This window comes from Rahnella rivi (genome assembly GCF_019049655.1).
GTDB lineage: Bacteria > Pseudomonadota > Gammaproteobacteria > Enterobacterales > Enterobacteriaceae > Rahnella > Rahnella rivi.
Genome location: NZ_JAFMOX010000038.1, coordinates 13,098 through 37,625 on the forward strand (window position 1 = coordinate 13,098; position 24,528 = coordinate 37,625).

Here is a 24,528-nt window from a genome sequence, read left to right on the forward strand (position 1 = left end):
TATCTCTATCTAATGTCAGGATGAGTTAATCTGGTTCTTATTTCTGGTGTTTTATATATATAGATTTCACTTCATCTCCATTAATAATGATTGATGTTTTGTTGGAGCGAATTAAAAAAGAACTCCCACTTTCGCCGTAGTAAGAAAGTTGAGTAAGAAAGTTTTCAATATTATCTTCATTGTGTAAAGAATTGCATTCGCTCGATGTGGTTAATATTGATTCTTTATTTTTAACTGCTTGGCAATTTTCTCTCCAATTTAATATGGAAAAAAACACTTTGTTAATATTACCTTGTATAAGCCATTTTTTATCGACTAGTAAATACTCTCGCGTCCCAATGTCATAATGATTTTTGCCAGGAAGGAATGCATATATATCATTAAGTTTTATTGTGAAAGATAAATTTGATTTTGCTGGGATTTCTAGCCAATCCTGCCGGTCGAAGATTGACCCGTAATTGCACATTGAACCAAGATAATCTAATTTAATATTGCCTGATGTTATCAAAAAAATAATATCACATGGTCGTAAAGATATTTTTGATTGAAAGTCGAAAGGTACATATTTTTTATTTATGAATCTTGCTGCTTTGCTATTGTTATAAAATATTACTTTCGCAAGAATATTCTCGCTTTTTATTTGTATGTTTACATGAATTTTGAAATCGTATGTTGATTCATTTTTATCACTTTCGATAGAGCTAATACTATAAGTGTGATCTATTTCATCTGATATTTCATTATCAGATTTATAACGGAAGGAATCAAGGAGTGAGTATATTTCAGGTTTACTATGATGCTCACCTGTACTACCCCAATACAGTGTGCCGTAACCATTTTGTATAAGTAGTACGTTCTGGTCACCTTTTGCATAAAATGAAGTGATAAAAATAACACTTAAAAACAACCATTTAAATATATTGTCACTCAAAATATCTTTCAATGTTATACGCATTCATCATTACTCCTGCATCATGTTTTTTCACTAAATTATCGGCAAAACTTTGAAAATCTTTCGGAGATGTTTTCATTGGATCATTGCCAGAAGGTGTCATGTCGGATGTATTCAAGATGATGCCGTAATGTGACATTTCATGACATAGAGTAGCAACGCGAGAGTCACGCCCTCTCATTTTATCATTGCCAAACTTTTTTCCAATGTCTATTATGAAATCCTTATCTTGAGTTTTATTAACCGATGCATGGACATTTTGATCAACAGGTCTAAAGTTAGTTGCTTTTAATTCACCATTGAGTATTAGCATCCTATTGACCCCCAGCAATATCCACTGCCTGGCTTTTTCATCTTTTATGCCAAAAATTTTTTCAAACTCTTTTTTTTCGTTCTCTCCCCAAGTTTCAAGATCCAATTTACGTTTTGTTAAAATTTTCTTTTGTTCTTCTAAGGTTTCAATTATCATCTTGTTAAATTTGTTTGTTATTTTGTTTGTGACAATGTTATTGTCATCTTTAGTTTGTGTGCCTGTAGTTATTTTGTCAGCCATGATTACCCTCCCAAGCTGGATCAAGATACTCACTAATTAATTTTATTTTTATTTCCTTAGCATCTTCATTGACAAACTTTTCTGTGTGTCCATTTTCATCAGTAATTCCTTTTCTTTCTGTGCCATCTGGGAGGTAGGCTATATATTTTGAATTGCTATAAGGTAATCCTTCGTCATCAGAAAATAAAAATCGAATATTGTATTCGTCACGATTAATTAATGGGAATGTCAGCATGTTTACTTTGTTTGTAGCTTGAGTCAAACGCCCGTAATTCCCCGCCTTAGTCAGAAACTCTCCGGCGGTGCCCGATTCAATCTTATTCTGGTCAAGCGTGATATAACTGCCGCCGGCGTTGAGCGTGATCTTCTTCTTCGCCGTGATTTTAATTTCATCTTCAGTGCTGGTGATGGTGATCGCCTTGCGGGCCAGCAATTCCATCAGATCGTTTTGTGCCTGAACCGTGATGGGCCCCTGATTGGCGATAAGCTTCATGCCCAGCTTTCTCACAAAGATGCTTAAGGTGTTTCCCACGCCGATGAAAAAATCTTTTGTTACGCTGATATCTGCATTATTTCCTGCCGTAGCGATAAGGTTTTGCTTTGCTGAGACCTGGAGATGTTCCCCGCTGCTCAGGGCGACGCCTTTAGGAGCGTGCATCAGCAAAACAGAAGCGGTCAGATCTTTTACACGGTCGTTGATCAATGAGATCTGGGCGGCCATATCGGCTGGATTTGCGGTAGCTGTTTGCGCATCGTCAGAGAGAGATTGTGCCTTGTCCTTCAGTGAATTCATCTCACTCATGACCGCATCCATCTCCAGCACTTTCCCTTGAGCCTTCGACTGACCGTCAGCACTGATGAAAATCCCTTTCTGTGCACGTATTGCCCCGAAGCTGTCGGTGCGCAGCTCAAACCCTTCACCGCGCTGCTGTTTGCCGCTGTCCACCAGATGGCCGAGATTTAGCTGGCTTTTGCCGCCGTATTCGGTGCTGAGCTTGATGTGCTCTTTGCCGCGCTCGTCGTCCAGGCGCAGTTTGTTGTTCGACGGGGTACGCAGGACGTTGCGCTTATAGTTCTGGATGGTGACGTGGTCGCCGTGCGCCGAGTCGTGCAGCGCGTGGGCGATGTACGGGCGGTCAGGATTACCGTCTTCAAAGGCAATGGCCACTTCGGTGCCGGCCAGCAGCGGCATATGCATGCCGTAGGTATCCCCGGCGTACGGGCGCGCCTGACGGACCCACAGGCTTTCGTACCCCTGTTCCCACGCATCCCGGTCAAACATCATGTTGACGCGGTAACGGCCGTCTTTATCGATATGGCCGTAGGTATCGCTGGCGGTAGTGCTGGTGACGCGGGCGGGCAGGGTGCCGGCCATGATCGGTTTAGGCGCCGGCTCCGGGCGGAAGCCGTAGTCTTCGGAATACGCAATGGCGTCGAATTTCACTTCAAAGCTTTTGTCACGCCTCGCCGCGCTTTCGATGCTGACGATGACCACGCCTTGCGCAAACTGCGACGGGGCGTCGCTGCCGGTAACATGCAGTTCCTGACCCGGCACCAGGGTGGCTGCGTTGGCGACGCCGGAGAAACGCGCCTGATTATTCAGGTAACGCTCGTGGCGCAGGCGGGCGTAGAACGCGCCGCTTTCCGGTTCCGGTTCGCGGCCGCCGGGGGTCAGGTAGTTATCGGCGTAGTGATAGGCTTCGCCGTAGGTGGTGGTGTCTCCACGGGTGACGTCGGCGCTGCCGCTTAACTCCGCGGTGGCGGTGCGGTAGTTGTAATCGCGGGTGGACACCGTTTTCTCCACTACCTGATAATGGCTGGCCAGGTTCCAGGCGGACTCGACGCCGACATCGTGCATGCCGGAAGGGGGCACGGCGACCAGGGTCAGGGATGGCAAATAATGCTGCTGGCCATCGTAAAACTCAACGACGTCAATGCTGAGTTTGGGGTCGGCAGTAAAGCGGAACCAGATACCGACTTCGGCCAGCAGACGGGAGATAAAGGTCAGGTCGTCCTCGCCGTACTGCATGACCTGCTCGCGCCGCGGGTACTCTTTACTCAGCGTGAAGACAAAATCCTGACCGCGCATAGCGTGGCGTTCGCGCAGGATTTTTTCGACAATCTGCGGCACGGACATGTCCTGATAAATGACATTCTGATGGCTGCGTGAAAGCAGGGCCAGGCGCGGCTGCAGGCGGACTTCGTAATGACTTTCATCCTTCGAGGTGGAAAGGCGCTTAAAGGCGGTGATGACGCCCTGTATCACGCGCTGCGGCTGTTGCACGGAAACGCCAAAGGCTTCAGCCACCGGCGCCTGCAGGGTCAGGGAGGCGTCCTGCAGCAGCATGGTTTTCGGGTCAATATTTTTGTCGGTGCTGGTGAACTCAATTTCGTAACGGAATGGCGAACTGAGTGCTTCAAGGCTGTTAAAGCTCAGAACGTCGGGCTGTGCGCTGCTGCCGCGGACAGCTAATTTATGATGGCTGTGATCGAAAAATGGCAATGCGGATGTATTCATTTCTCTTCTCCGTCAAACTCCAGCGTGATCCCTTCTTCTTCATCCCAGCCCAGCGCCAGTGCGGTGGTGCGCTGTTGTCCGGCCATGCGTTGCAGCAGTTGCTGGCTCAGCACCGGCAAGATCTGCTGGTTGAGCAGGCTGTCGATGTTACGCGCGCCGGTGTCCGGCAGCAGGCAGGCGGCGACCAGCGTGTCGTAGAGGCTTTCTTCGATGGTGCACTTCAGGCCGTAATGCTTGTTCAGGCGTTTGGCGACTTGTGCCAGTTTCATCTCAACGATAGTGCGCAGGGCAACGGCATTCAGCGGACGATAAATCAGCGTCTGGAAACGGGCGAGCAGGGCCGGCTGGAAATGATCGCGCAGGATCGGGCGTAGCATTTCCTGTAGGTCGCCGTCGGTGGCTTCCGGTTGTTCATCCAGCAGTTGCATGATGTGGTCGCTGCCAAGGTTGGCGGTCATCAGGATGACGGTATTGCGAAAATCAATTTCACGACCTTCGCCATCGCGCATAAAGCCACGGTCAAACACCTGATAGAACAGGTTGATTACGTCGCGGTGCGCTTTTTCAACTTCATCAAGCAGGACAACGCTGTAAGGGCGTTTACGCACAGCCTCGGTCAGAATACCGCCCTGGCCGTAACCAACGTAGCCCGGAGGTGAACCCTTCAGCTGGGAAACGGTATGCGCTTCCTGATACTCGCTGAGATTGATGGTGATCAGTGATTTCTCGCCGCCGAACAGGCAGTCGGCGAGGGAAAGTGCCGTCTCGGTTTTACCCACGCCGCTCGGACCGACCAGAAGGAACACGCCCAGCGGACCATTCTCAGAAGTCAGACCGGTTTTGGCGGCGCGCAAACGTTGTGCCATGGCGGTCAATGCAGGGTCCTGGCCGACGACGCGTTTATTCAGCTGGTTTTCCAGTTGTAACAGGTCAGTCTGTTCGTCTTTCAGCAGGCTGGTCAGCGGCACACCGGTCCAGTCTGCAATCACGGTGGCGACGGTACGTATATCAACGTCCAGTGAAAGCAGCGGGGCGTGCCCCTGTAAATCACTGAGTTGCTGTTGCAGGCTGGCGATCTCTTCCTGCCGGCTGATGTCCTGACGCACATCGAGCAGTTGCTGAGTGAGCGCTTTCTCAGCGTGATACTGAGTGTCCAGCGCGGTGAGCTGATCAGTCAGCGCATTGGTCTGATGTTCAATCTGAGTCAGGCGCTCGCCGTGGGTCTGGCTACCCAGCGAAATGTCTTCCAGCAGCGCCTGTTCTTCCATCCCCAGTGCGCCGATCTTAGCCTTCAGGCGGGTCAGATCTTCCGGCAGCGTATCAAGGCTCATGCGCACGCGGGCGGAGGCGGTATCGAGCAGGTCGACGGCTTTGTCCGGCAACTGGCGGCCGGTAATGTAGCGGCGGGAGAGGCTGACGGCGGCTTTGACCGCTTCGTCGGTGATGTGCAAGCCGTGATGCTGCGCGTAGCGGGATTTCAGGCCGCGTAGCATCAGACAGGCCATCTCGTCGTCCGGCTCATCGACTTTGACAATCTGGAAGCGGCGCTCGAGTGCGGCGTCGCGTTCAAAATATTGTTTGTACTCGGACCAGGTGGTGGCGGCGATAGTTCGCAGCTCACCGCGGGCGAGGGCGGGTTTGAGGAGGTTGGCGGCGTCCGCGCCACCGGCCTGATTGCCTGCACCAATAATGGTGTGCGCTTCGTCTATAAACAGCAGCACCGGCGTCGGTGATTTTTGCACGGCGTCGATGACGTTTTTCAGGCGCTGTTCAAACTCACCTTTGACCCCGGCACCGGCCTGCAGCAAGCCTAAATCCAGGGTGCGCAGGCTGACGGTTTTCAGGCTGTCCGGCACGTTGCCTTCTGCAATGCGTAACGCCAGACCTTCGACCAGTGCGGTTTTCCCTACGCCTGGCTCGCCGACTAAAATCGGGTTGTTTTTACGACGGCGTGACAGGATGTCGACCATCTGACGAATTTCGTTATCGCGACCAAACACCGGGTCGATGTGTCCGGCTTTGGCTTTAGCAGTGACATCCAGCGTGAACTTATCCAGCGCAGCCTGCAGGGCTTCGCTCAGTGACTGACCGCCAGCGGCGATGTCATGTTTCGGGCTGGTGGCGTCACCGGCAAGGTCGGACGGCGTCCGGTTCAGGCTTTCCTGCTGTTGCAGTTCTGGGCGCTCTTCAGACAGCGCGTCCAGCACCGGTTTCAGGCGGCGGATATGCTCTTCGCTCAGGCTGAACAGCGGCCACAAACCCTCGCAGCGCAGCAGGCGCGGCTTAGCAAGCAGGGCTTCCAGCAGATGTACACTGCGGATATTTTCATTGTCGTCCTGCAGGGATGCGGCCAGCCATCCGGCTTTTATCAGCGCCTGTAAATCATCGGAAAGTTGCGGACGGGCATGCACGGAACGCGGCAGGGCATCGAGATGCGCGAGCAGATTTTGCCACAGCACGTCCATGTCCCACTCGTAGCGACGGGCCAGCACGGTGATGTCGCCTTCGCCCAGTTCAAGCAGCTTAAGCAGCCAGTGTTCGACCGTGATTTCCGCATGTGCCCGCGTCTGACACAGGGTCGCGGCGGCTTCAAGCGCTTTCGCGCAGTACGGGTTTAAGCGACGAAGTAAGACGGCTGACTGCTGTTCCATGCTGAATTCCTTTTTTGAGGTACGCTACCGCCCATAGCCTTTTCCTTTGCAGGAAACCCAGGCCCATAAGGTCGATGTCCGGTTCTGTTTTTGTTTGCTCAACCGCCAGACCGGCGGCTCAGAAAACAAAAACAGCAGACGGCGAACCGTCTGCTGTGAGGTCTTACGCGGTGGTACGTTCGTTCCAGGAATCGGAATGAATGATGTTGCCGTCTTTGTAGGTCCAGGTAATTTTTTCGTAACGCAGTTCAATCGCTTCAAGGTGGTTATGTTTTTCTTTGGCCGGATCTTTGATGTCGTGCATTTTAGGCGCGACTTTCACCAGCTTGACGTTTTCCAGTTTGGTATTGAAATACTCCACTTCCTGGCCCGCGTCATTGATGCGATACCATTTGAACTCAGCGGATTTCAGGGTCTGACCGGTGGTCACCGCTTTGTACAGGTACGGGCTGGAGGAGTCGATTTCCTTGGTAAACAGGAACGGGGTGTGAATACGGGTACCCGTCAATTTGCCGGTGTTGTTATCGGTCGGGATGTACAGGTTGTGTTCCTGCGCAACGACTTCGATGCTGCCTTCGCGATCTTTTACGTCTACGGAACCTTTAATGTCCGCACCGCCGTCGTCTTTCAGCCACAGATAAACAGGAATTGCCATGGGTAGTTCTCCATTTCTAAGTTAAGCATCCATCAATCATTTGATGAATGTGGGGTTGCTGCTGCCTGGCAGGCATCGGCCTGCGGCACCAGACTGATTTCGACACGACGGTTGGCCGCGCGGCCTTCCGGGGTGTCGTTTGTTGCTATAGGGCGCGTGGCTCCGAAGCCCTGAACTGCAAAGCAGGTCGGGGAAACGTCGCTGGTAGAAAGCATCCAGTCGCGCAGGGATTCAGCACGTTTTAAAGACAGTGTCTGGTTGGCTTTCGCATCTCCGGTAATATCCGAGTGCCCGGCGACCACAATCAGCCAACCTGGTTTGGCCTTGATATCCACCAGCGCACTCACCAGCATTTTGAGTGAGCCCGGTTTAAGCGCATATTTGCCACTTTCAAACAGCGACATAGCGTCAAGACGCACGATTTTAGGCGTGTGTTTCTCGGCGGGTGGCGGAGGAGGGGGTGGGGGAATGTAGCTTCTGATGGCTTCCAGCAATGGCAGGCGCAGGCGCTCACCCTGATAGAGGCCGAGCCCCAGACTCAGTGGCTCGCCGTTGCGGAACCAGTCATCCAGCTGTGCGGCATCCTGACGCAGTATTTCAACCGCTTTAGCCTTAGGTTCGTAGTCCTCCATTTTTACGCTGTAGTAATGATGGATATCAAAAGCTACGTGATGAAGAAGCTGACGGTTCTCCCAGGCGCTGCAACACAGTGCCATGGCAGCCGCAACGGTCAATAAAGTGACGCCATGCCGTAATGCCCGTCGGCGTGAAGACACACCGCTGCCGGAAGGCAGATCTGTGAAGATAAATTCCGGAAAGAGGAGGGTATCTTTATTTGCATGGGGTACTGGGTGCCAGCCCGACACGTTAGTCAAAGAGGTACGGGCGGCCAGCCACTGTTGCCAGAGTGATGCGGGTACAACAGCGTTCAGTCCGTCAACCTGATGCAGGATCACCTGCTGCGCAGAGACACAGGCAATATCATCGTTACGTGCCTGCAAAGCAGGCAATACATGCGCATTCAGCCAGTCATTTTGCTGATTGAAAATAACGGTTTGTTTGATCCTCTCAGCATGGCGGACGTTACCCTCCATGTGCAGCCAGTTGGTCAGGGTTTCCGGCATTGTGACGGTGGGCCACAGCGTGACCGGCGCGGCCTTTTGTTGTGATAACCAAACCGGCCCTTCAGCAATGCTGGTGGCAATTGTACTGCACAGGAGCAAAGGAAGCGGGCGACGGATATCGCGACGAAGCTGCACCAGTTGCCAGCGCAACTCATAGAGCTGCGTCGTCAGCATTTTATCGTCACCGTGCTGCTGCGGATTAACGGACAGCATAACGGCCATCTGCTTTGCCCATTCAGGACGCTGCCAGAGAACCTGCCGGGCGAACTGGCGTAAAGTGCTGGCGTCATCCACCCTTAACCAGCAGCCTTGTGCCGACTGATAAACAGTATCCTGACCGAACAATGATGTCAGACCGTCTCCGCAAACCAGCACGACGGGCAGACGGTAATTTTCGGCCGGAAGCCCGTCGAAAATACTATTTGCCACGAATTCAGACACCGGTTGCCGGCCCGCCCGCCACATGCCTGCCAGACAGATGAACGAAACAAGTCCAAAGACAATCCAGCGCGATGCTGGTGTGAAAGGCAGAAAGACCAGACACAGAATACCGGCCAGAATTCCTGCCCATAACCATAAACCACGTCGCCACATCGGACTCATTTCACTGACCCCGGTAACAGCGTCGGGAGTAACTGAGACAGCCAGTGGTCCAGCCCCCACCACAGCAACGCCACAATTAGTGCGGCCAACCCGAGACGTACCGGCCAATAGCGCAGCAACACCGCAAGACGGTTGCTGGATGAGCCGACGGCCAATACCGGACGGGAGGGAGCAAAGTTGAACGCCGGAACACGCGCCGATAGCTGGTCGAGAAGTTGCTCACGTTCTGAAACTGCCCGTGAAGCATAGCCACCCAGAAAACCCAGCATCAGTACGCGATGAAAACAAGTCAGCACGCTGATGTCCGGTGCAGGCTCATGCAGTACATTGCGCATCCGTTCATACAGCTGATTGCCGGCATCTAGGGTATTGAAAAAATGTGCCTGCAGGGGGGAGTTACACCAGACAAAATAAGCATCATCCTGCACGCCTCGCCCTTTGACCGTTTCATCTAATATTGCGCACTGTGCATACATGATGTGCTGGCAGTTTTGTTCACTGGTGTCTGCTTCTTTTAGCGTCCGTTGCACGCGCTCAATATCGGCCACGCAGCGCTTCCAGAAGATCTCACCTTCGCCTTCAGAGCAGGCCATGCCCTGGCGCAGGCTGATGATCTGCAGCCAGGTATCGGCAAGCAGGGCATCAGTATCAACAGATTCAGTCTGTGCTTTCATCGATTCGCTCATGCACGTAACACCGCAAACAGTTCAAGCTGAATGTCGCCCAACGTGCCCGGCACATAGAAGACGCAGGTTCCGGCTTCTATCATCTGCTTCGCCGCCGGGTGGTTAAGGTCCAGGAAGAAATATTGATTCTCAAGCCGCAACGGAATAGCTGCCGGAACATGACTTAAAGGGCGGAGCGGAATACCGCTGAGTGCCACGTTGACCACGTTGCCGACATCATCCGGCGCACCGACTTTACACAGCTGCGGAAATTGAGTTTGCAGTTGAGCGGAAGAGAGCGTGGAACGGACTGACAGGTAAAAATCCACCTCTTCACGAAGGCGAGGATCGTGCAATGCAGCACGCCACTGATTGATCCGCGGCTCATGCACCAGCTCGATGGACACCACCCGCGAAGGCAGGCTCGCTTCCAGAAGGATATTCAGCAACCGAAAAATCGGCGGGAAAACCTTCGTCAGTTGGTCATGCTGATACACAGGAATGGCGGTGACATCATGTTCAAGAGAAAACGTAAGTAAGTTACCGGCAAGACGAGCCAGCTCCTGATATACGCGCTCCGGATGTACCTGCGGATAACGCTGGAAATTCCCCAGTACCGGTTCAGCACCGTTAAGGGCATTAAGCAGCCAAAAGAGTGAAACGTCGGCCACAGCGAAATCAGCCATGCGTGCGTTGCTTTCACGGCGCATGCCCATCAGGCGTTGCAGGCGTGCCCGCAATTGCACCATCAGCAACTCAAGTTGTTCACCGCACCAGTGGCTGGCCTTAAGACTCAACAAAGGGGGGATAAACAACATATCTTGCACCCAGCGTCCCTGGGGATCGCGCAAAAGGCGCGCAACAGGGCAAACCTGATAGTCGCTGTTTTCCTGAGTATCCAGACGCAGCGTCAGTTCGTAAGTCATGACGGCGAGCTGTTTTTTATCATCCCCAAACTGGTTTTGTACGTCACGCCAGGCCTGCCGGTAGCGCACCGGTCGTTCGGCTCGCTCATCAGGTTGCAGACAATTTCCACCGTTTGCATACACCTGTGGCATTGCCAACATGACGACAGCTTCGTTTGCTTCTGCCGGCAGACTGGCCGCCAATGTCAGGGTAGGCGGGAGTTGATCGGCGCAGTCGGTGTCGATCAACATTCCTTCCTGAAAGCGAACGTGTAACCGCTCTGCCTTCAGACGCCCTTGTGCCAGGGCATCTTGCTCGAAGCTGGCATGGAGTACGCCCCAGGGATGCAGGGTACTCATTTGCGCGATGCACTCATTTGTCCAGGCCTCAAAAGAGGCCTGTTGTTGAAATTGCTGTGGAGACACGAGGATCCCTCGAGTCCACAGCGGACGCTCAATCTTCATCGTGCCTCCGGGCCTCAGGCTTTTGCCTTCGGCATCTGAGAAACTAATGACAGATTCACGTCCATGCCTTCTACCTGGAAGTGCGGTACGGCGTAGAGTTTCACGCGGAAGAAGCCAGGGTTGTCTTCGATATCTTCAACGGTCACTTTGGCATCACGCAGCGGGTGAGAAGCCTGCAGGTCGTCGCCCGGATCGGTCATTTCGGTGACCAGCGTGCGTACCCAGGTGTTCAGTTCCAGTTCCAGCAGACGGCGGTCTTTGGTGGTACCGATGTTTTCACGCTGGATAAGCTTCAGGTAATGCGCGATGCGTGACAGAAGGAAGATGTAAGGCAAACGCGCATTGATGCGGCTGTTAGCAGTGGCATCCGCGGTGTCGTAGAGCGCCGGTTTCTGCGCAGAGTTGGCAGAGAAGAAGCAGGAGTAATCGCGGTTTTTGTAGTAAGACAACGGGATGAAGCCCAGGTTGGCAAACTCAAACTCGCGGGTTTCCGGGATCATCACCTCAGACGGAATTTTCACCTGATTACCGGTGCCCAGGTCGTACAGGTGGATCGGCAGATCAGTCACTGCGCCACCTGCCTGCGGACCACGGATTTGTACGCACCAGCCGTTTTTGATGAAGCTTTTCACCATGTTGGCAGCAAAGGCGAACGCGGCGTTGGTCCACAGGTATTTCTCGTGATCCGGGCCTTTCACTTCTTCAACGTAGTTGAAACTGCGAACCGGCACGGTATCCGGGCCATACGGCAGACGACCCAGCACACGAGGCATGGTCAGACCGATATAGCGGGAATCGTCGGAGTCGCGGAAGGATTTCCATTTGATGTATTCGGCGCGATCGAAGTAGTTACCGATGTCTTTTATCGCGGCAACTTCTTCCATGGAATCTTTCAGGAAGAATTTTGGACCGACGGCACCGACGAAAGGCATGTGCGCAGCAGCAGAGACTTTAGAAATGTTACGCAGCAACGCGACATCTTGCGCAGACGCGTCAAACTCGTAGTTAGAAATGACGGAACCAATTGGCTCGCCACCTGGTGTGTCATATTCCTGAATGTAGGTATGGCGGTACAGGCCGCTCTGAATGATCTCGGGACAATCTTCGAAGTCCTGACGCAGGTCATTTTTAGACACGTCCAGCAGTTCGATTTTCACGTTCTGGCGGAAATCAGTGCGGTCAACCAGAAACTTCAGGCCACGCCAGCCGGATTCCACGCGCTGGAATTCAGGGTGATGCATGACTTCGTCCAACTGACGGCTAATCTGGCTGTCGAGTTCGGCGATGTGGTGATCGAGCAGCGTTTTATCCAGACGTTCAACAGTCTGACCCGACAGCTTCAGGCGTTCCAGGAAAACCTGAACGGCCGCAGTGACACGCTGGTCGGCAGTGACATCAGCCAGCGCTGAAGTATCCTGGAAATCGTTCAGGTCGCCCAGTGAGGAAACCGGTGTAAGATTAATTTTGTCGAACAGGGAGGCATAAATAGGGCTGGCTTCCGGGTTCTCGAGCACGGTCGTCTGACCGTTTGAAGAAGAGGCGTTTTCGTTATTGACTGACATAAGCATTATCTCGCATTAATCCGTTAAGTGGAGGCAATCAGGCCTTTGGTGCCAGGGCATTCAGTTCGCTGCGCAGTTCATTGCTCAGAGACGGATCTTTAAGAATGGTTTCGAGCTCTTTGCGGAAGGTCGCGTTGTCGAGAAGATTGGATTTGAGATCGCGTAAAAGATTACGCATCGCGAGCATCGCGCGAAGCTGTGGGATCTGACGTGCCACTTGTTCTGGCTCGAAATCCTTCATTTCTTTGAAGTTAAGCTTGATGCTTTCTTCGCTGCGATCGCCTGACAGTGTGTTTTCAACGGTCAGGTTCAGCGACGGGCTAAAATCAGCGAGTACACTGTTAAAGTTATTTTTATTAATATTGACTTTTTCACGCTCTGACAAAGGACGCGTCTCTTTACCATTGCTGTAGTCACCCATTACCATTAATTTTAAAGGTAATTCGACTTTTTTCTGCGCGCCGCCTGTATGTAAATCGAGTTTAATATTGACGCGAGCTTTGGGTATTTCTTCCTGAAAGCTATTAGACATGCCTATCCCTTATTGATGAGTGATAAACGCTGCCAATGAATCCATAAATAAATGAAAGGTAGGCAACCCTGCCATAAAACGATATCCATTTCTGCACCTGGTGGGGTGAGATAAATCAGGGTCACAATCAAGACAAAATATTTTGAGAAACATTCCGCAGTGTGTTTTGAGTTTATGTGGAAAAATTCCACATAAGTACCTGTGGCCGGTATTTTAGAAACATTGATGTTTATATTGAAAACTAAAATGTGTTACTGAATGTTACTGGTTAGGCTTATATACATGAAAGAATATTTCATTGATAAGTAAGATTTTTCTTTATGAGTCTCTTTAAGTGCCATAGCGCAAGGGCTTGCGCTGAATTGTACCTTTCTACCCGGCGTAAAAATAACTAAGAGTTTTCGTATTAAGAGTGATTTGAGTTAGGGAATATTCTCATTAATTAATGAAAAAATAAATCATGGTCGTTAAGCAGGCAGCTTTAATTCATAAGATTTTTCCTCGACAATTATTAAGAATATTCACATGACAAATTATTTGAGAGTTTTATTTGATTGCATTTTATGAGGGAAATATCTTAGAGCCATTTAAACTGGGCCGGAATAAGTCGGGTGAGTATCTCGTTCTGATAATGAAAGTTATAATACTTATTGCGAGTCACTTCACGTTAACGTGAAAAAAAAGTTAAAGCATGAGACATATCCCGCGTAAGAAAAATGAGCACTGGCGACATTCAGGCGCTAATGCCCTTGAGCAACGGTAGGCAGATCGATCATACTGCCAAAAATTTGTGATAGTACGGGTGTAAGGCTAAACATTCGCAGGGATATGCCGATAAATAGACTCCTGATCCGATGTATAAGAGCCGCACATGTCCCTAAAAAAGTCTTCTCTGCTTGTTTTAATTGTTCTTTTTGCTCTCTTTTTCGCCAGTATGATGTCTAACGTCTGGTTGCTGACACGCAGTAATCATTCACTGGATGATGTGAATAAAGAAATCCGCGTGGTGCTTTCCATTATTGACCCGATTAACCACAGCCGTACTTCTCGCGTACGGGTGATGGAACTGATGAAACAGATCGAGAGCGGGGATAACAGCCAGTTGAAACCGGCACTCGAAGGTGTGGATGAAGCCACCGGTAAAGCGGACGCAGCATTCCAGGCCTATCTGAGCGCACCCAAGTTGCCGGGCGAAGCTGCCCTGGCCGAGGCCTATCGCGCCACCTATCTTGATTACCGTCAGAATGGTATTCAGCCGCTGGTTGACGCTGCCCGTGCAGGCGATCAACAGCAGTTTAAAGCACGTATTCCGGCAGTGATAAAACTGGATCGCCAGTATGAAATTGTGCTGGATCAGGTGCTGGCGTTGCATGAGAAATACGCCAAAAACCTCAACAGTGAAGCGCAAAACAACTTCAGTTTTGGCATCGGGCTGACCATCGCGTTCTGCGTATTATTCCTGGTGGTGATCCTTGCGGTGCTCATCTTCATGAAACGTTACGTGCTGAACCCGTTGCTGAGTTCCCGTGATCACTGCCGTCAGATCGCCGAAGGATATCTGGATACGCCGGTGCCAGTGAAGATGAATTCGCGCAGTGAAATCGAACAACTGATGCAGTCGATGGAACATATGCGACTGGCACTGACGCAGATTATCAGTCAGGTGCGCGATACCAGCCACACGGTAGCGCATGCTTCACAAGAAATTACTGCCGGGAATATCGATCTTGCATCGCGCACTGAACAACAGGCGGCAGCGCTGACAGAAACGGCGGCCAGCATGGAAGAACTGGGGGCGACGGTAAAACAGAATACTGAAAATGTCGTGCGCGCCAGCAGCCTGACCCGCGAAGCCGTGAAAAATGCCCGTGCCGGTGAGAAAGTGGCGCAGGAAGTGATCCAGACCATGGGGCGCATCAACAGCAGCTCTAAAAAAATCGAAGACATCACCGGTGTGATTAACAGCATCGCTTTCCAGACCAACATTCTGGCGCTGAATGCTGCCGTTGAAGCGGCACGAGCAGGCGAGCAGGGGCGTGGATTTGCCGTGGTGGCCAGCGAAGTACGTAATCTGGCGCAGCGCAGCGCGGTGGCAGCGAAGGAGATCGAAAGCCTGATTTCAGAATCTGTCGCCAATATAAAAGAAGGGTCGGATCAGGTTTCCCGCACCGGTGATTCCATTAGTGCGATCATTACATCGGTGACTCAGGTGGATGTCCTGATGGAACATATATCGACGGCGTCGGATGAACAAAGTCGTGGCATCAGCCAGATTGAACAGGCGGTGACGGAAATTGACGGAGTGACGCAACAAAATGCGGCGTTGGTTCAGGAGTCTGCGGCGGCGGCCGCTTCGCTGGAAGAGCAGGTGCATCATCTGACGCATTCGGTTTCGGCGTTCAGGTTAGCCGCGGTATAAGGTAAGAACCAACTCCCGGCAACGAAAGTGCCGGGAGCACTGCTTGGGTTTTTATCAGACGAATTTAGCCAGAGGATCCGCTGCCGCAAAGGCAACATCACGCTCCGCCCGAGGCGGGTAAATCAGCTCATTTGTAATGGCGATTTTGATTTTTTTCGCCTCCTCACGTACCGATTGTACTTTTTGATCCCAGCCTTCCGTAAATACTGCCCCCCAACTGCCCAGGTCAAGGCAGGTGACGTAATTCACCTGACGATATGGAATAGGCGGCAGGCCCAGGATGCTTGCCGCGACATTATTTCCGGCAAATTTACCTAACTGAATCGCATGCTGACAGGACATCAGCGCCGTATTGCCGACATCATCGGTGGCGGCATGAGCAACATCCCCGGTGGCGAAGACATCAGAGACACCACGAATTTGCAGATTTTCATCGACATACAAACGCCCGACACTGTCACGCTCCGCTGCAAACTGTTCAGTCAGCGCATTGGCCTGCACGCCGGCGGTCCATACCACGGTTGAGGAGGCAATGTGGCTTCCATCACTCAATGTCACACCGGTTGCGTCAATGGCGGTGATGTCTGTCTGTAAACGCCACTCGATGCCGATTTCCCTGGAGGCTTGTTCGATGACGTCGCGCAGCGCTTCACTGTAACGCCCGCCGATAACGTCACCGCGCTCAACTACGATAACTTTAGTCTTGGTTTCCGGGCCGAACAGCTCGCGCAAGCGGGAAGGTAATTCAGTCGCCAGTTCGATGCCGGTAAAACCCCCGCCACACACTACCACCGTGTTGCGTGCCGGAGTTGGCGCTTGGTTTGCCAGCCCGGTCAGATGTTTTTCAAAAACGTGTGCCGATTCCAGCTGATCGATATTGAACGTGTATTGACCGGCACCGGGAACAGTGACCTGTCTTGCATTGCTGCCTGTGGCCAGCACCAGCCGGTCATAACTCGCCGATGCCAGTTGACCTTCCGCATCGCAATACCATACGTTTTTTGTCTTATTATCAATGCGTTTTGCGTTTCCCTGTATGAAGTGAATGTTCAGGGTTGTAAACAGTGGTGCCAGCGGAGAAACCAGAGAGGCAACATTATTTTCATAAAATCTCGGGCGCACACGCAGCTCAGGATGAGGTGCCAGAACGCTGATGTTGATGTCATCGCCGCCATTTATGTACGCCAGCCGTGCTGCACTCACTGCGGCCCACATACCTGCAAAACCGCTACCGAGGATCAGAATATGCTTTTTCATGTGTTCAACCCTTAAATGTTCAGAACGCGTTAATAATCTGACTGCCACTATACTTGTCGTAGTTAACTGCGACAATAGTTTTCGGAGTTAAAAGAGTAAGGATAAAAGAGGATAGTCAACTGATTGATTAATGATGAAATCGTCAAAGGGTATTTACAGGCTCAAAAAGCGCGTCTTTCAGGTGCGGACAATCTCTGTATAATGACTCAGATAAAGTTTAACGGAGTTCATCATGGCGTTTTACAGTTCTGGCGTGGAATATGGCATTCATAGTCTGGTGTGCATGGTCGACATCAAAGGCGACGATCGTGAAATGAATGTCCGCGAAATGGCAGAGTTGCAGGGCGTTCCCTATGATTATCTGGCGAAAATCTTCACCCGTCTTTCGCGCGGGGGACTGGTAGTGAGCAGTGAGGGGAAGGGCGGCGGTTTCCGGCTGGCACGCCCCGCGGCACTGATCACCATGCTGGATGTGGTTCAGGCCATTGACGGGGAGAAAGGGATTTTTGAATGTAAAGAGATCAGACAACGGCTGGCTGTTTTTGAAGAAAGTCCACCGGCCTGGGCGTGCGAAGGGCCTTGCGGGATCCGCGCAGTAATGGACAGCGCGCAACAACGTATGGAAGAAGAGTTAGCCCGCCACAGCATTTTAGATCTGGCGAGAAAAACATTTCGCAAGGCGCCGGACACTTTTGCCATCGAAGTGCAGGATTGGATTGCTGAAAGGCGCCGTGCACAGTAGATGAACCCGGCCAGTGCGTGTTTCACTGGCCTTGTATTTAACGGTTTAGCGGAAGACACCCACGGCATCCACTAATCTTTCCGCCTGTTTCTTTAAATCCGATGAGGCAATTGCGCCTTCCTGCACCTGAACTGAATTCTGATGGGTGATGCGATCCAGTTCTTCGATGGCTTTAGCGACATCCACCAGACCAAGATTTTGCTCGCCGGTTGCTGTTCTGATCTGCGCAATCAACGCGGAAACGTTTTGCACCTGGGTGACAATATCATCCATCGTCTTGCCTGCCTGAGCGACCTGTTTTGATCCCGAAATCACCGTGTCGGCGCTGGCATCGATCAATCGCTTAATTTCACTGGCGGCTGACGCACTGCGTTGTGCAAGACTGCGAACTTCCCCGGCCACCACGGCGAACCCTTTGCCTTGTTCCCCGGCGCGTGCCGCTTCAACGGCCGCGTTCAGCGCGAGAATGTTGGTCTGGAATGCGATGCCATCAATCACCGATGTAATAGTGGCGATCTGCTTTGAGCTGTCGGTAATTTGCTGCATTGTGCCGACAACACCCTGCATGGCATGGCTGCCTTTCTCTGCCGCCTGGCTGGCGCTAAGAGATAACGTGTCTGCCTCGGCCGCCGTCTGAGTGTTGCTTTCAACGGTCGCGTTCATTTCATTCATGGCCGCAGCGGTTTCCCCCACATTGGCTGCCGTTTGTTCTGTTCGACGGCTAAGTAAATCGTTGCCCTGTGCCAGTGATTCGCTGGCCTGTTTTACTTTCTGCGCCTGGCTGTGTACATCATCGACCATCCAGCGGCAGATCAATCCGAGCTGCCCGACCGAACGCAGCGTCATACCAATTTCATCCGTCCGCGCCATCGGCGTGATGGTGTGGCTGGCGCCGCTCGCCACCTGTAATGTCTGTTTGCATAACTGTTCGAGCGGACGGGTGATCTGCCACTCAAACCAAAGGCCAAGGAAAAAGATCAGCACGGCGTTCAGCACCAGCGCGGAAATCATTTGCATTGAAGGCAAGGCAAAGAGCGTTGATATAAGCAGGGTACCCGCCAGCAACACAGCGAATAATCCGCTACGGATCCGCCAGCGGACGGAAAGTGTTTTCAACACAGAAAGTCCGCGGGTAAGACCCGCTCGGATCAGCAAGCCTTTGTGAAGACGCCGGTTGTTCAGTTCGCCGCGATTGATTTTATCGTACAGCAACTGCGTCTCAGTGATTTCTGCGACGGTCGGTTTCGTTCGCACGGAAAGATAACCCCGCGTTTTGCCGCCGCGAATGATCGGTACCACGTTAGCGCGAACCCAGTAGTGATCGCCGTTGCGTCGGCGGTTTTTGACCAGCGCTGTCCAGGGGAAACCTTGCTGCAATGTGGCCCACATATCTTTAAAGGCCTGAGGAGGCATATCGGGATGGCGAACAATATTGTGCGGCTGGCCGATAATATCTTCGCTGGCAAAACCGCTCACTTCGATAAAAGCGTCGTTAGCGTAGGTAATCTGACTGTTCACATCGGTCGTGGACATCAAGGTGGCGTCGTCCGGGTACTGATATTCCTGCTGAGTGACAGGCTGGTTATTGCGCATAGTGACATATTTCCTGGTCAGGCTGCGGTTGAATTTAGATTAAGTTCCTTAACACTTAGTATGTCGGCATGAAAAAAATTTTCTTTAGGGATCACTTTCGGATGTTCAAATAAGTGTCCCTGCACGCCCCTGTTTGTTCATAAACGCGTCTGATCATCACTTCATAAGTCCTCAGCTAAGTCTCTTATTTTTCACACTTCGCTGCCATTGTGACTCCAGACTTAATAGGTCTGGAGTCACAAACCTTTTGCCTATGATCTTCAGGCTTGTTATAACTGCCGCCCGCGATCTTTGTTGTGAAATTTAGCTGATGACTGAGCAGATAACTGAAACCGAAACCGACTTTGCTGCTGAAAATGTAGGGCGTCACGTGCTGGTCTATCTGCAACAGATAAAAGCAACGCCGCTGGCAAAACTGGACGATTTTGATGAAGAGGGGAATGCCACGGTCGGGCAGGTGATCAACGTGTGGATCCGGCTTTCGCTGATCCTGACACGACGTCGGCCTGAAATTGCGGTTTCTTCCATAATGAAACACGTTTTGCCGGTGATCGGCGACGTTCCGTTGAACAAGATTACCCGCCTGCGCCTTAACCGTTTATTTAACGTATTGCTGGCCGAGGGAAAAATTTCGGAAGCGAAAAGGGTTTTTGCGTTGTGTAAGCAATTTTTCAGCTGGGCAGAAATACAGGGTTATCTTCCTCATTCTCCGCTCGGCGCCATGAAAAGACGTGATGTCGGTGGGCGTAATACGCCGCCGCGCGAACGTACGCTGACCGATGCGGAAATCTGGATATTCTGGCATGGTCTTGATTTGTGGGATATTTCAGAACAATGCCGCTGGGCGTTGCGATTATGTCTGCTGACTGCGCGCCGTCCGGATGAAGTGGTGCGGGCGCGCAAAGATGAATTCAATCTGCGCATCAGTGTCTGGCGGCAGGGCAAGCGTAATAAGTCAGCACGCGATCACAGCCTGCCGCTGACGCCACTGATGCTTGTTTGCATCAATGCGCTGGTCGCCGCCAGTCCGAAAAACAGCCCGTGGCTGGTGCCTTCGCCGAAGGATCCAGGCAAACCGCTGTCGCGGGGTGCGATTACGCAGGTCATTCGCCGGATGTTGCGTGCGGAAAGGGGGCTTGGAATTGCCCCTTTTACCACCCGAGATTTGCGCCGAACGGCACGTTCTAAATTATCGGCACTGGATGTTTCTAATGACGTCGCCCGTAAAATCATGAACCACTCACTGGAAGGTATCGACCGAGTTTATGATACGCATGATTATTTACCCCAGATGAAGCAGGCGCTCGACGCATTTTCTGACAATATTCATGACATTATTAATGCCCCGGATTACTTATCATTGCGGCACAAATTTGATGGCGAATTCTTGCAGATTCCTCAAATATCGCTGCTTTATATGGAGAATTAAGCGCTTTTAGCCGCATTGAGGTTTTTTATATTTTGCAGATGGATATAACGATAAACCCGTCAGGGATGCGTTGGGAAAAGGCAGCGGAAATGAGCTGCTACACTTGTGTATTGATTTGGCAATGCCAGAAGACTGAGGAATAAATGATGCATCCACAACACTCGCGCGCTGTCGGGCTGCCAGAAGCGACAAAAACTCTGCTGCTGAGTCATGGCACTGCAGAGGAAAAACGTCAGGAAATTCGTGAATACTTTATTCAGACCTGGGAACTGTATGAAAGCCTGTTTGACTGCCTGTCGGATGAACGGGCGTATTACAACAAAGCGATTTCCCTGCGTCATCCGCTGATTTTCTATTTCGGTCACACGGCGACGTTTTTCATCAATAAGCTGATGGCGGCGGGGCAACTCCCGCAGCGCATCGATTCGCAAATTGAATCGATGCTGGCAATCGGCGTCGATGAGATGAGCTGGGACGATCTCGACGATCAAAACTACAACTGGCCTTCCGTCGCAAATTTGCGTGAATACCGCCATCGCGTGCGTGAAGAAGTGCTGGGCATCATCGACACAATGCCGCTGACGTTGCCTGTGGACTGGAACAGCCCGGCCTGGGTGATCCTGATGGGCATCGAGCATGAGCGTATTCATCTTGAAACCTCCAGCGTGCTGATCCGTCAGTTACCGGTGGAGTGGGTGACTCCCCAGCCACACTGGCCTGCCTGTCAGGAAGCACGTACGGATCGTAAAACCGTCCCCGAAAATGAAATGGTGGCCGTTAAAGGTGACGTTGTCACGCTGGGTAAGCAAGACGATACTTACGGCTGGGATAATGAATACGGCACGTCAGAGCATAACATTCAGGCATTTAGCGCCAGTAAGATGCTGGTCAGTAACGCGGAATTTTATACCTTTATGCTGGCCGGAGGATATCGCGATACCCAATGGTGGGATGACGAAGGTGCAGGCTGGCGTGACTTTACTCAGGCAGAAATGCCGACGTTTTGGGTAGGTTCGCCTCGTGAACCTGAACAATTGAAACTGCGCCTGATGACAGAAGAAATTCCGATGCCGTGGGACTGGCCCGCGGAAGTTAATCAGCTCGAAGCGGCTGCTTTTTGCCGCTGGAAGGCGGCGCAGACCGGTGAATCTGTACAGTTGCCGACCGAGGCAGAGTGGATGATTTTACGTGAACAGGTGCAGGGCGACCAGCCCGACTGGGACAGGGCGCCGGGTAATATCAATCTGGAATACTGGGCCTCATCTTGTCCGGTGGATCACTTCGCGCAGGGTGATTTTTACGATGTCATTGGCAATGTCTGGCAATGGTCATCCACGCCAATCGGCGGTTACAACGGTTTCCGCGTGCACCCTTTATATGATGATTTCTCGACGCCAACTTTTGATGGCAAGCATTCGATGATCAAAGGCGGCAGCTGGATTTCTACGGGCAATGAAGCGCTGAAATCTGCACGTTACGCCTTCCGCCGTCACTTTTTCCAGCATGCCGGTTTCCGATATGTGGTGTCCAGTCATCAGGATGTGCAGACAGTAAATCCGTATGAGACGGACGGACTGGTCGCGCAATATCTGGATTTCCAGTACGGGCCGCGTCATTTTGATGTTCCAAATTACGCCACTCAACTGGTGGATATTGCCGTAAAACATGTATCAGGGCGAAGCAGGGCGCTGGATATAGGTTGTGCGACAGGACGTGCGAGTTTCGAACTGGCTCGTCATTTCGATACCGTTGTTGGGATGGATTATTCGGCGCGCTTTATCGATGTGGCTTTGGCACTGGCCCGTGGAGAAGCCTGCCGGTATGTGATCCCGGAAGAGGGGGAGCTGGTCGAATATTGTCAGGCCGCACTGAGTGAGGCAGAAATCAGTGCCGAACAAACGGAGCGGGTGAGTTTCGTACAGGGCGATGCCTGTAATCTTAAACCGCAGGCTGAATTGTATGATTTGGTGCTGGCCGCCAATCTTCTGGATCGTCTGCGCGAACCGGCAAGTTTCCTGAAAGATATAGCGCCGATGATCCGCTCCGGCGGGTTACTGATGCTGTCATCACCTTACACCTGGATGGAAGAATACACGCCGAAGCAAAACTGGTTGGGTGGATTCCGCGAAAACGGTGAGGCAGTGACCACGCATCAGGCATTGCGACGTCTTTTAGCCAGTGAATTTGAGGAAGTGCAGGGTCCGCAGGATGTGCCCTTCGTGATCCGCGAAACCGCACGAAAATTCCAGCATACCGTCGCAGAATTAACGATCTGGCGTAAACGCTAAACGTTTCGCGAACTGACTCTTGAAACGGCCATTATCATGATGGCCGTTTTTTTTCGTCTGCACTTTCCACCAGTCGCTAATGTCCCTTCAGGCAGACATATCAGACTCTCCGCTTGCATCAGAGCCATGGGTGATTCAAAATGAATGAACGATCATTCATTTTGTGATTTGCCGACGGCACGGGTGCATTTCGTAAGAAAGACCGAACCTTTTAATAACGGCAGATTTACTGAAAACCAACAGCAGGTGAGATATGAACAATAAGACTTTACGACTCTCTTTCCCCCAGTGGCAGGGCGGAAACAACCCTCCTTATCACCTTGGCTCCCTTCTGCTTTCCTTTCTTTCGCCGGCAGCGAAAGGACCTGTCGAAACAGTTCCTGTCGCTTTACCGGGTGCTGAACCGCTGAAAGAGGTGGACGGTATAACCGCCAAACCTCAGCTCCTCAGGCAGCTTGGCGATGCAGCGGCCCTGATTGAAAAGCATGACCCTGACGCCATTGTCGTTTTAGGCGGAGACTGCCTGGTTTCTCTCGCACCTTTTGCGCACCTGCTGAATAAATACGGTGAAAAACTCGGTGTGCTCTGGGTTGACGCTCATCCCGACGTGCAAACGGCAGAGCAGTATTCAAATGCCCATGCGCATGTCTTGGGGGCATTGACAGGCACCGGGGACAAAGATTTAGTCAGTCATGTTCGGCACAAATTATCCCCGTCGAAAATCATGATTGCCGGTATTCACGACCCGCTGGATTATGAGCGTGATTACCTTGCCAGCCATAAGGTGGCAACCTGCGGCCCGCAGCAGGTCAAAACCGGAGCTGCTGAGGTTATGGAGTGGATTGCAAAAGAAAAAATCGAATATCTGGCTATCCACCTTGATCTTGACGTACTGGATCCGGTGCTGTTCCGCTCGGTTCTGTTCGCAAAACCCGGCCGAGGTGAGCATGATTTTGGTGATGCTGCAGAAGGGAAACTGACCATTCAGGATGTGATTACGTTAATTAATCAGGCCACTTCACAAGCAGAGGCTGTCGGCCTCACCATCGCGGAACACATGCCCTGGGACATGGTCAACCTTAAGCATTTGCTCAGCGAGCTGCCCCTTTTGAAATAAACCAGAAAGCCTCACGATGTGAGGCTTTTTTCGAGCATAAACATCCCTAAACTGGCCTGCAGGCAGTAACGGGCTCACTTTGGGATACGGAAAATATTGTACGTTAAGACTAAAATTTGACCATTCCGATACGAAAGAACCGCAACCTGAATGTTTTCTCGTACACTTAGGGGTGCGCGCCCCTCAAAGGATCTTAAGAAGATCCTTCTGAGTCTTTGATCGTAATCATATAGGTTTTGTCGAATTCTCCTGATTTTGAAAGCATTCCGCCACCTAAGCCGCCATGTACTCGCACTTTAGCTATACCTGCTTTTGTTGGTGTCCCCCTAATCTGAATGCAATTATTGAATTCATCATCATCACAATACTGTAGGTAGAGACCTAAATTATCTGGATGAATATCTCCTGCAATGACTTGCTTACCATAAATATCATAAGAAAGAACTACTCCGCCAAATATATTTATTTGGTTATAATAGGGGACCCCAACAGTTGCAT

General features: G+C 51.4%; 18 protein-coding genes. 5 read left to right on the forward strand and 13 right to left on the reverse strand.

Going from position 1 to position 24,528, the window contains the following annotated elements; translation table 11 throughout:
* Positions 1-37: 37 nt before the first annotated feature.
* The 10 genes from J1779_RS01300 to tssB all read right to left on the reverse strand — a co-directional run bounded on the left by J1779_RS01300 (position 38) and on the right by tssB (position 13,185).
* On the reverse strand, positions 38-955 hold the full coding sequence (locus J1779_RS01300) for a hypothetical protein (protein WP_217202665.1): 918 nt from the start codon (positions 953-955) through the stop codon (positions 38-40).
* Entirely contained in the window at positions 924-1,505 is a 582-nt protein-coding gene (locus tag J1779_RS01305) for a M35 family metalloendopeptidase (RefSeq protein WP_217202666.1), read from the reverse strand. Before J1779_RS01305 ends, J1779_RS01300 begins: the two co-directional genes overlap by 32 nt.
* Positions 1,498-4,023 (reverse strand): type VI secretion system Vgr family protein, encoded by a 2,526-nt coding sequence (locus J1779_RS01310; RefSeq protein WP_217202667.1) that lies wholly within the window; start codon positions 4,021-4,023, stop codon positions 1,498-1,500. The genes J1779_RS01305 and J1779_RS01310 overlap by 8 nt, the downstream gene beginning before the upstream one ends.
* Entirely contained in the window at positions 4,020-6,674 is a 2,655-nt protein-coding gene (gene tssH, locus J1779_RS01315; protein ID WP_217202668.1) for a type VI secretion system ATPase TssH, read from the reverse strand. The genes J1779_RS01310 and tssH overlap by 4 nt, the downstream gene beginning before the upstream one ends.
* Before the next feature lie 163 nt (positions 6,675-6,837).
* Positions 6,838-7,329, reverse strand: coding sequence for a type VI secretion system effector Hcp (hcp, locus tag J1779_RS01320; protein WP_101079103.1), 492 nt, complete (start codon positions 7,327-7,329; stop codon positions 6,838-6,840).
* Between the two features lie 32 nt (positions 7,330-7,361).
* Entirely contained in the window at positions 7,362-9,056 is a 1,695-nt protein-coding gene (locus J1779_RS01325) for an OmpA family protein (protein WP_217202669.1), read from the reverse strand.
* Positions 9,053-9,742, reverse strand: coding sequence for a type VI secretion system protein TssL, short form (gene tssL / locus J1779_RS01330; protein ID WP_217202670.1), 690 nt, complete (start codon positions 9,740-9,742; stop codon positions 9,053-9,055). Before tssL ends, J1779_RS01325 begins: the two co-directional genes overlap by 4 nt.
* Entirely contained in the window at positions 9,739-11,091 is a 1,353-nt protein-coding gene (gene tssK, locus J1779_RS01335) for a type VI secretion system baseplate subunit TssK (RefSeq protein WP_217202671.1), read from the reverse strand. The genes tssL and tssK overlap by 4 nt, the downstream gene beginning before the upstream one ends.
* A 14-nt stretch (positions 11,092-11,105) precedes the next feature.
* Positions 11,106-12,659 (reverse strand): type VI secretion system contractile sheath large subunit, encoded by a 1,554-nt coding sequence (gene tssC / locus J1779_RS01340; protein WP_056773771.1) that lies wholly within the window; start codon positions 12,657-12,659, stop codon positions 11,106-11,108.
* Between the two features lie 31 nt (positions 12,660-12,690).
* A complete protein-coding gene (gene tssB, locus J1779_RS01345) occupies positions 12,691-13,185 on the reverse strand; it encodes a type VI secretion system contractile sheath small subunit (protein ID WP_056773775.1) in 495 nt (164 codons plus the stop codon).
* 871 nt (positions 13,186-14,056) lie between these two features.
* On the opposite strand from tssB, the gene J1779_RS01350 reads away from it, so the two are divergent.
* Entirely contained in the window at positions 14,057-15,604 is a 1,548-nt protein-coding gene (locus J1779_RS01350) for a methyl-accepting chemotaxis protein (RefSeq protein ID WP_056773777.1), read from the forward strand.
* 54 nt (positions 15,605-15,658) lie between these two features.
* Here J1779_RS01350 and J1779_RS01355 read toward each other — a convergent pair whose 3' ends face one another.
* Positions 15,659-16,861, reverse strand: coding sequence for an NAD(P)/FAD-dependent oxidoreductase (locus tag J1779_RS01355; RefSeq protein WP_217202672.1), 1,203 nt, complete (start codon positions 16,859-16,861; stop codon positions 15,659-15,661).
* 232 nt (positions 16,862-17,093) lie between these two features.
* Here J1779_RS01355 and J1779_RS01360 point away from each other — a divergent pair, with 232 nt between their 5' ends.
* Entirely contained in the window at positions 17,094-17,603 is a 510-nt protein-coding gene (locus J1779_RS01360) for an RrF2 family transcriptional regulator (protein ID WP_217202673.1), read from the forward strand.
* A 45-nt stretch (positions 17,604-17,648) separates the two neighbouring features.
* Here J1779_RS01360 and J1779_RS01365 read toward each other — a convergent pair whose 3' ends face one another.
* The gene (locus J1779_RS01365; protein ID WP_217202674.1) at positions 17,649-19,196 is read right to left on the reverse strand and encodes a methyl-accepting chemotaxis protein; all 1,548 of its coding nucleotides are present in this window, start codon (positions 19,194-19,196) and stop codon (positions 17,649-17,651) included.
* A 310-nt stretch (positions 19,197-19,506) separates the two neighbouring features.
* Between J1779_RS01365 and J1779_RS01370 the strand changes: the two genes are divergently transcribed.
* From J1779_RS01370 to J1779_RS01380, 3 genes are all read left to right on the forward strand, one after another.
* Positions 19,507-20,625, forward strand: a complete 1,119-nt coding sequence (locus J1779_RS01370; RefSeq protein ID WP_217202675.1) for a tyrosine-type recombinase/integrase — start codon at positions 19,507-19,509, stop codon at positions 20,623-20,625.
* 146 nt (positions 20,626-20,771) lie between these two features.
* The gene (ovoA, locus tag J1779_RS01375) at positions 20,772-22,913 is read left to right on the forward strand and encodes a 5-histidylcysteine sulfoxide synthase (protein ID WP_217202678.1); all 2,142 of its coding nucleotides are present in this window, start codon (positions 20,772-20,774) and stop codon (positions 22,911-22,913) included.
* 253 nt (positions 22,914-23,166) lie between these two features.
* Positions 23,167-24,030: an arginase family protein gene (locus J1779_RS01380; RefSeq protein ID WP_217202676.1), complete on the forward strand. Its 864-nt coding sequence runs from the start codon at positions 23,167-23,169 to the stop codon at positions 24,028-24,030.
* A 193-nt stretch (positions 24,031-24,223) separates the two neighbouring features.
* On the opposite strand, the gene J1779_RS01385 is transcribed toward J1779_RS01380, so the two are convergent.
* The coding region (locus J1779_RS01385) for a hypothetical protein (RefSeq protein ID WP_217202677.1) at positions 24,224-24,528 on the reverse strand (305 nt) is incomplete at its 5' end.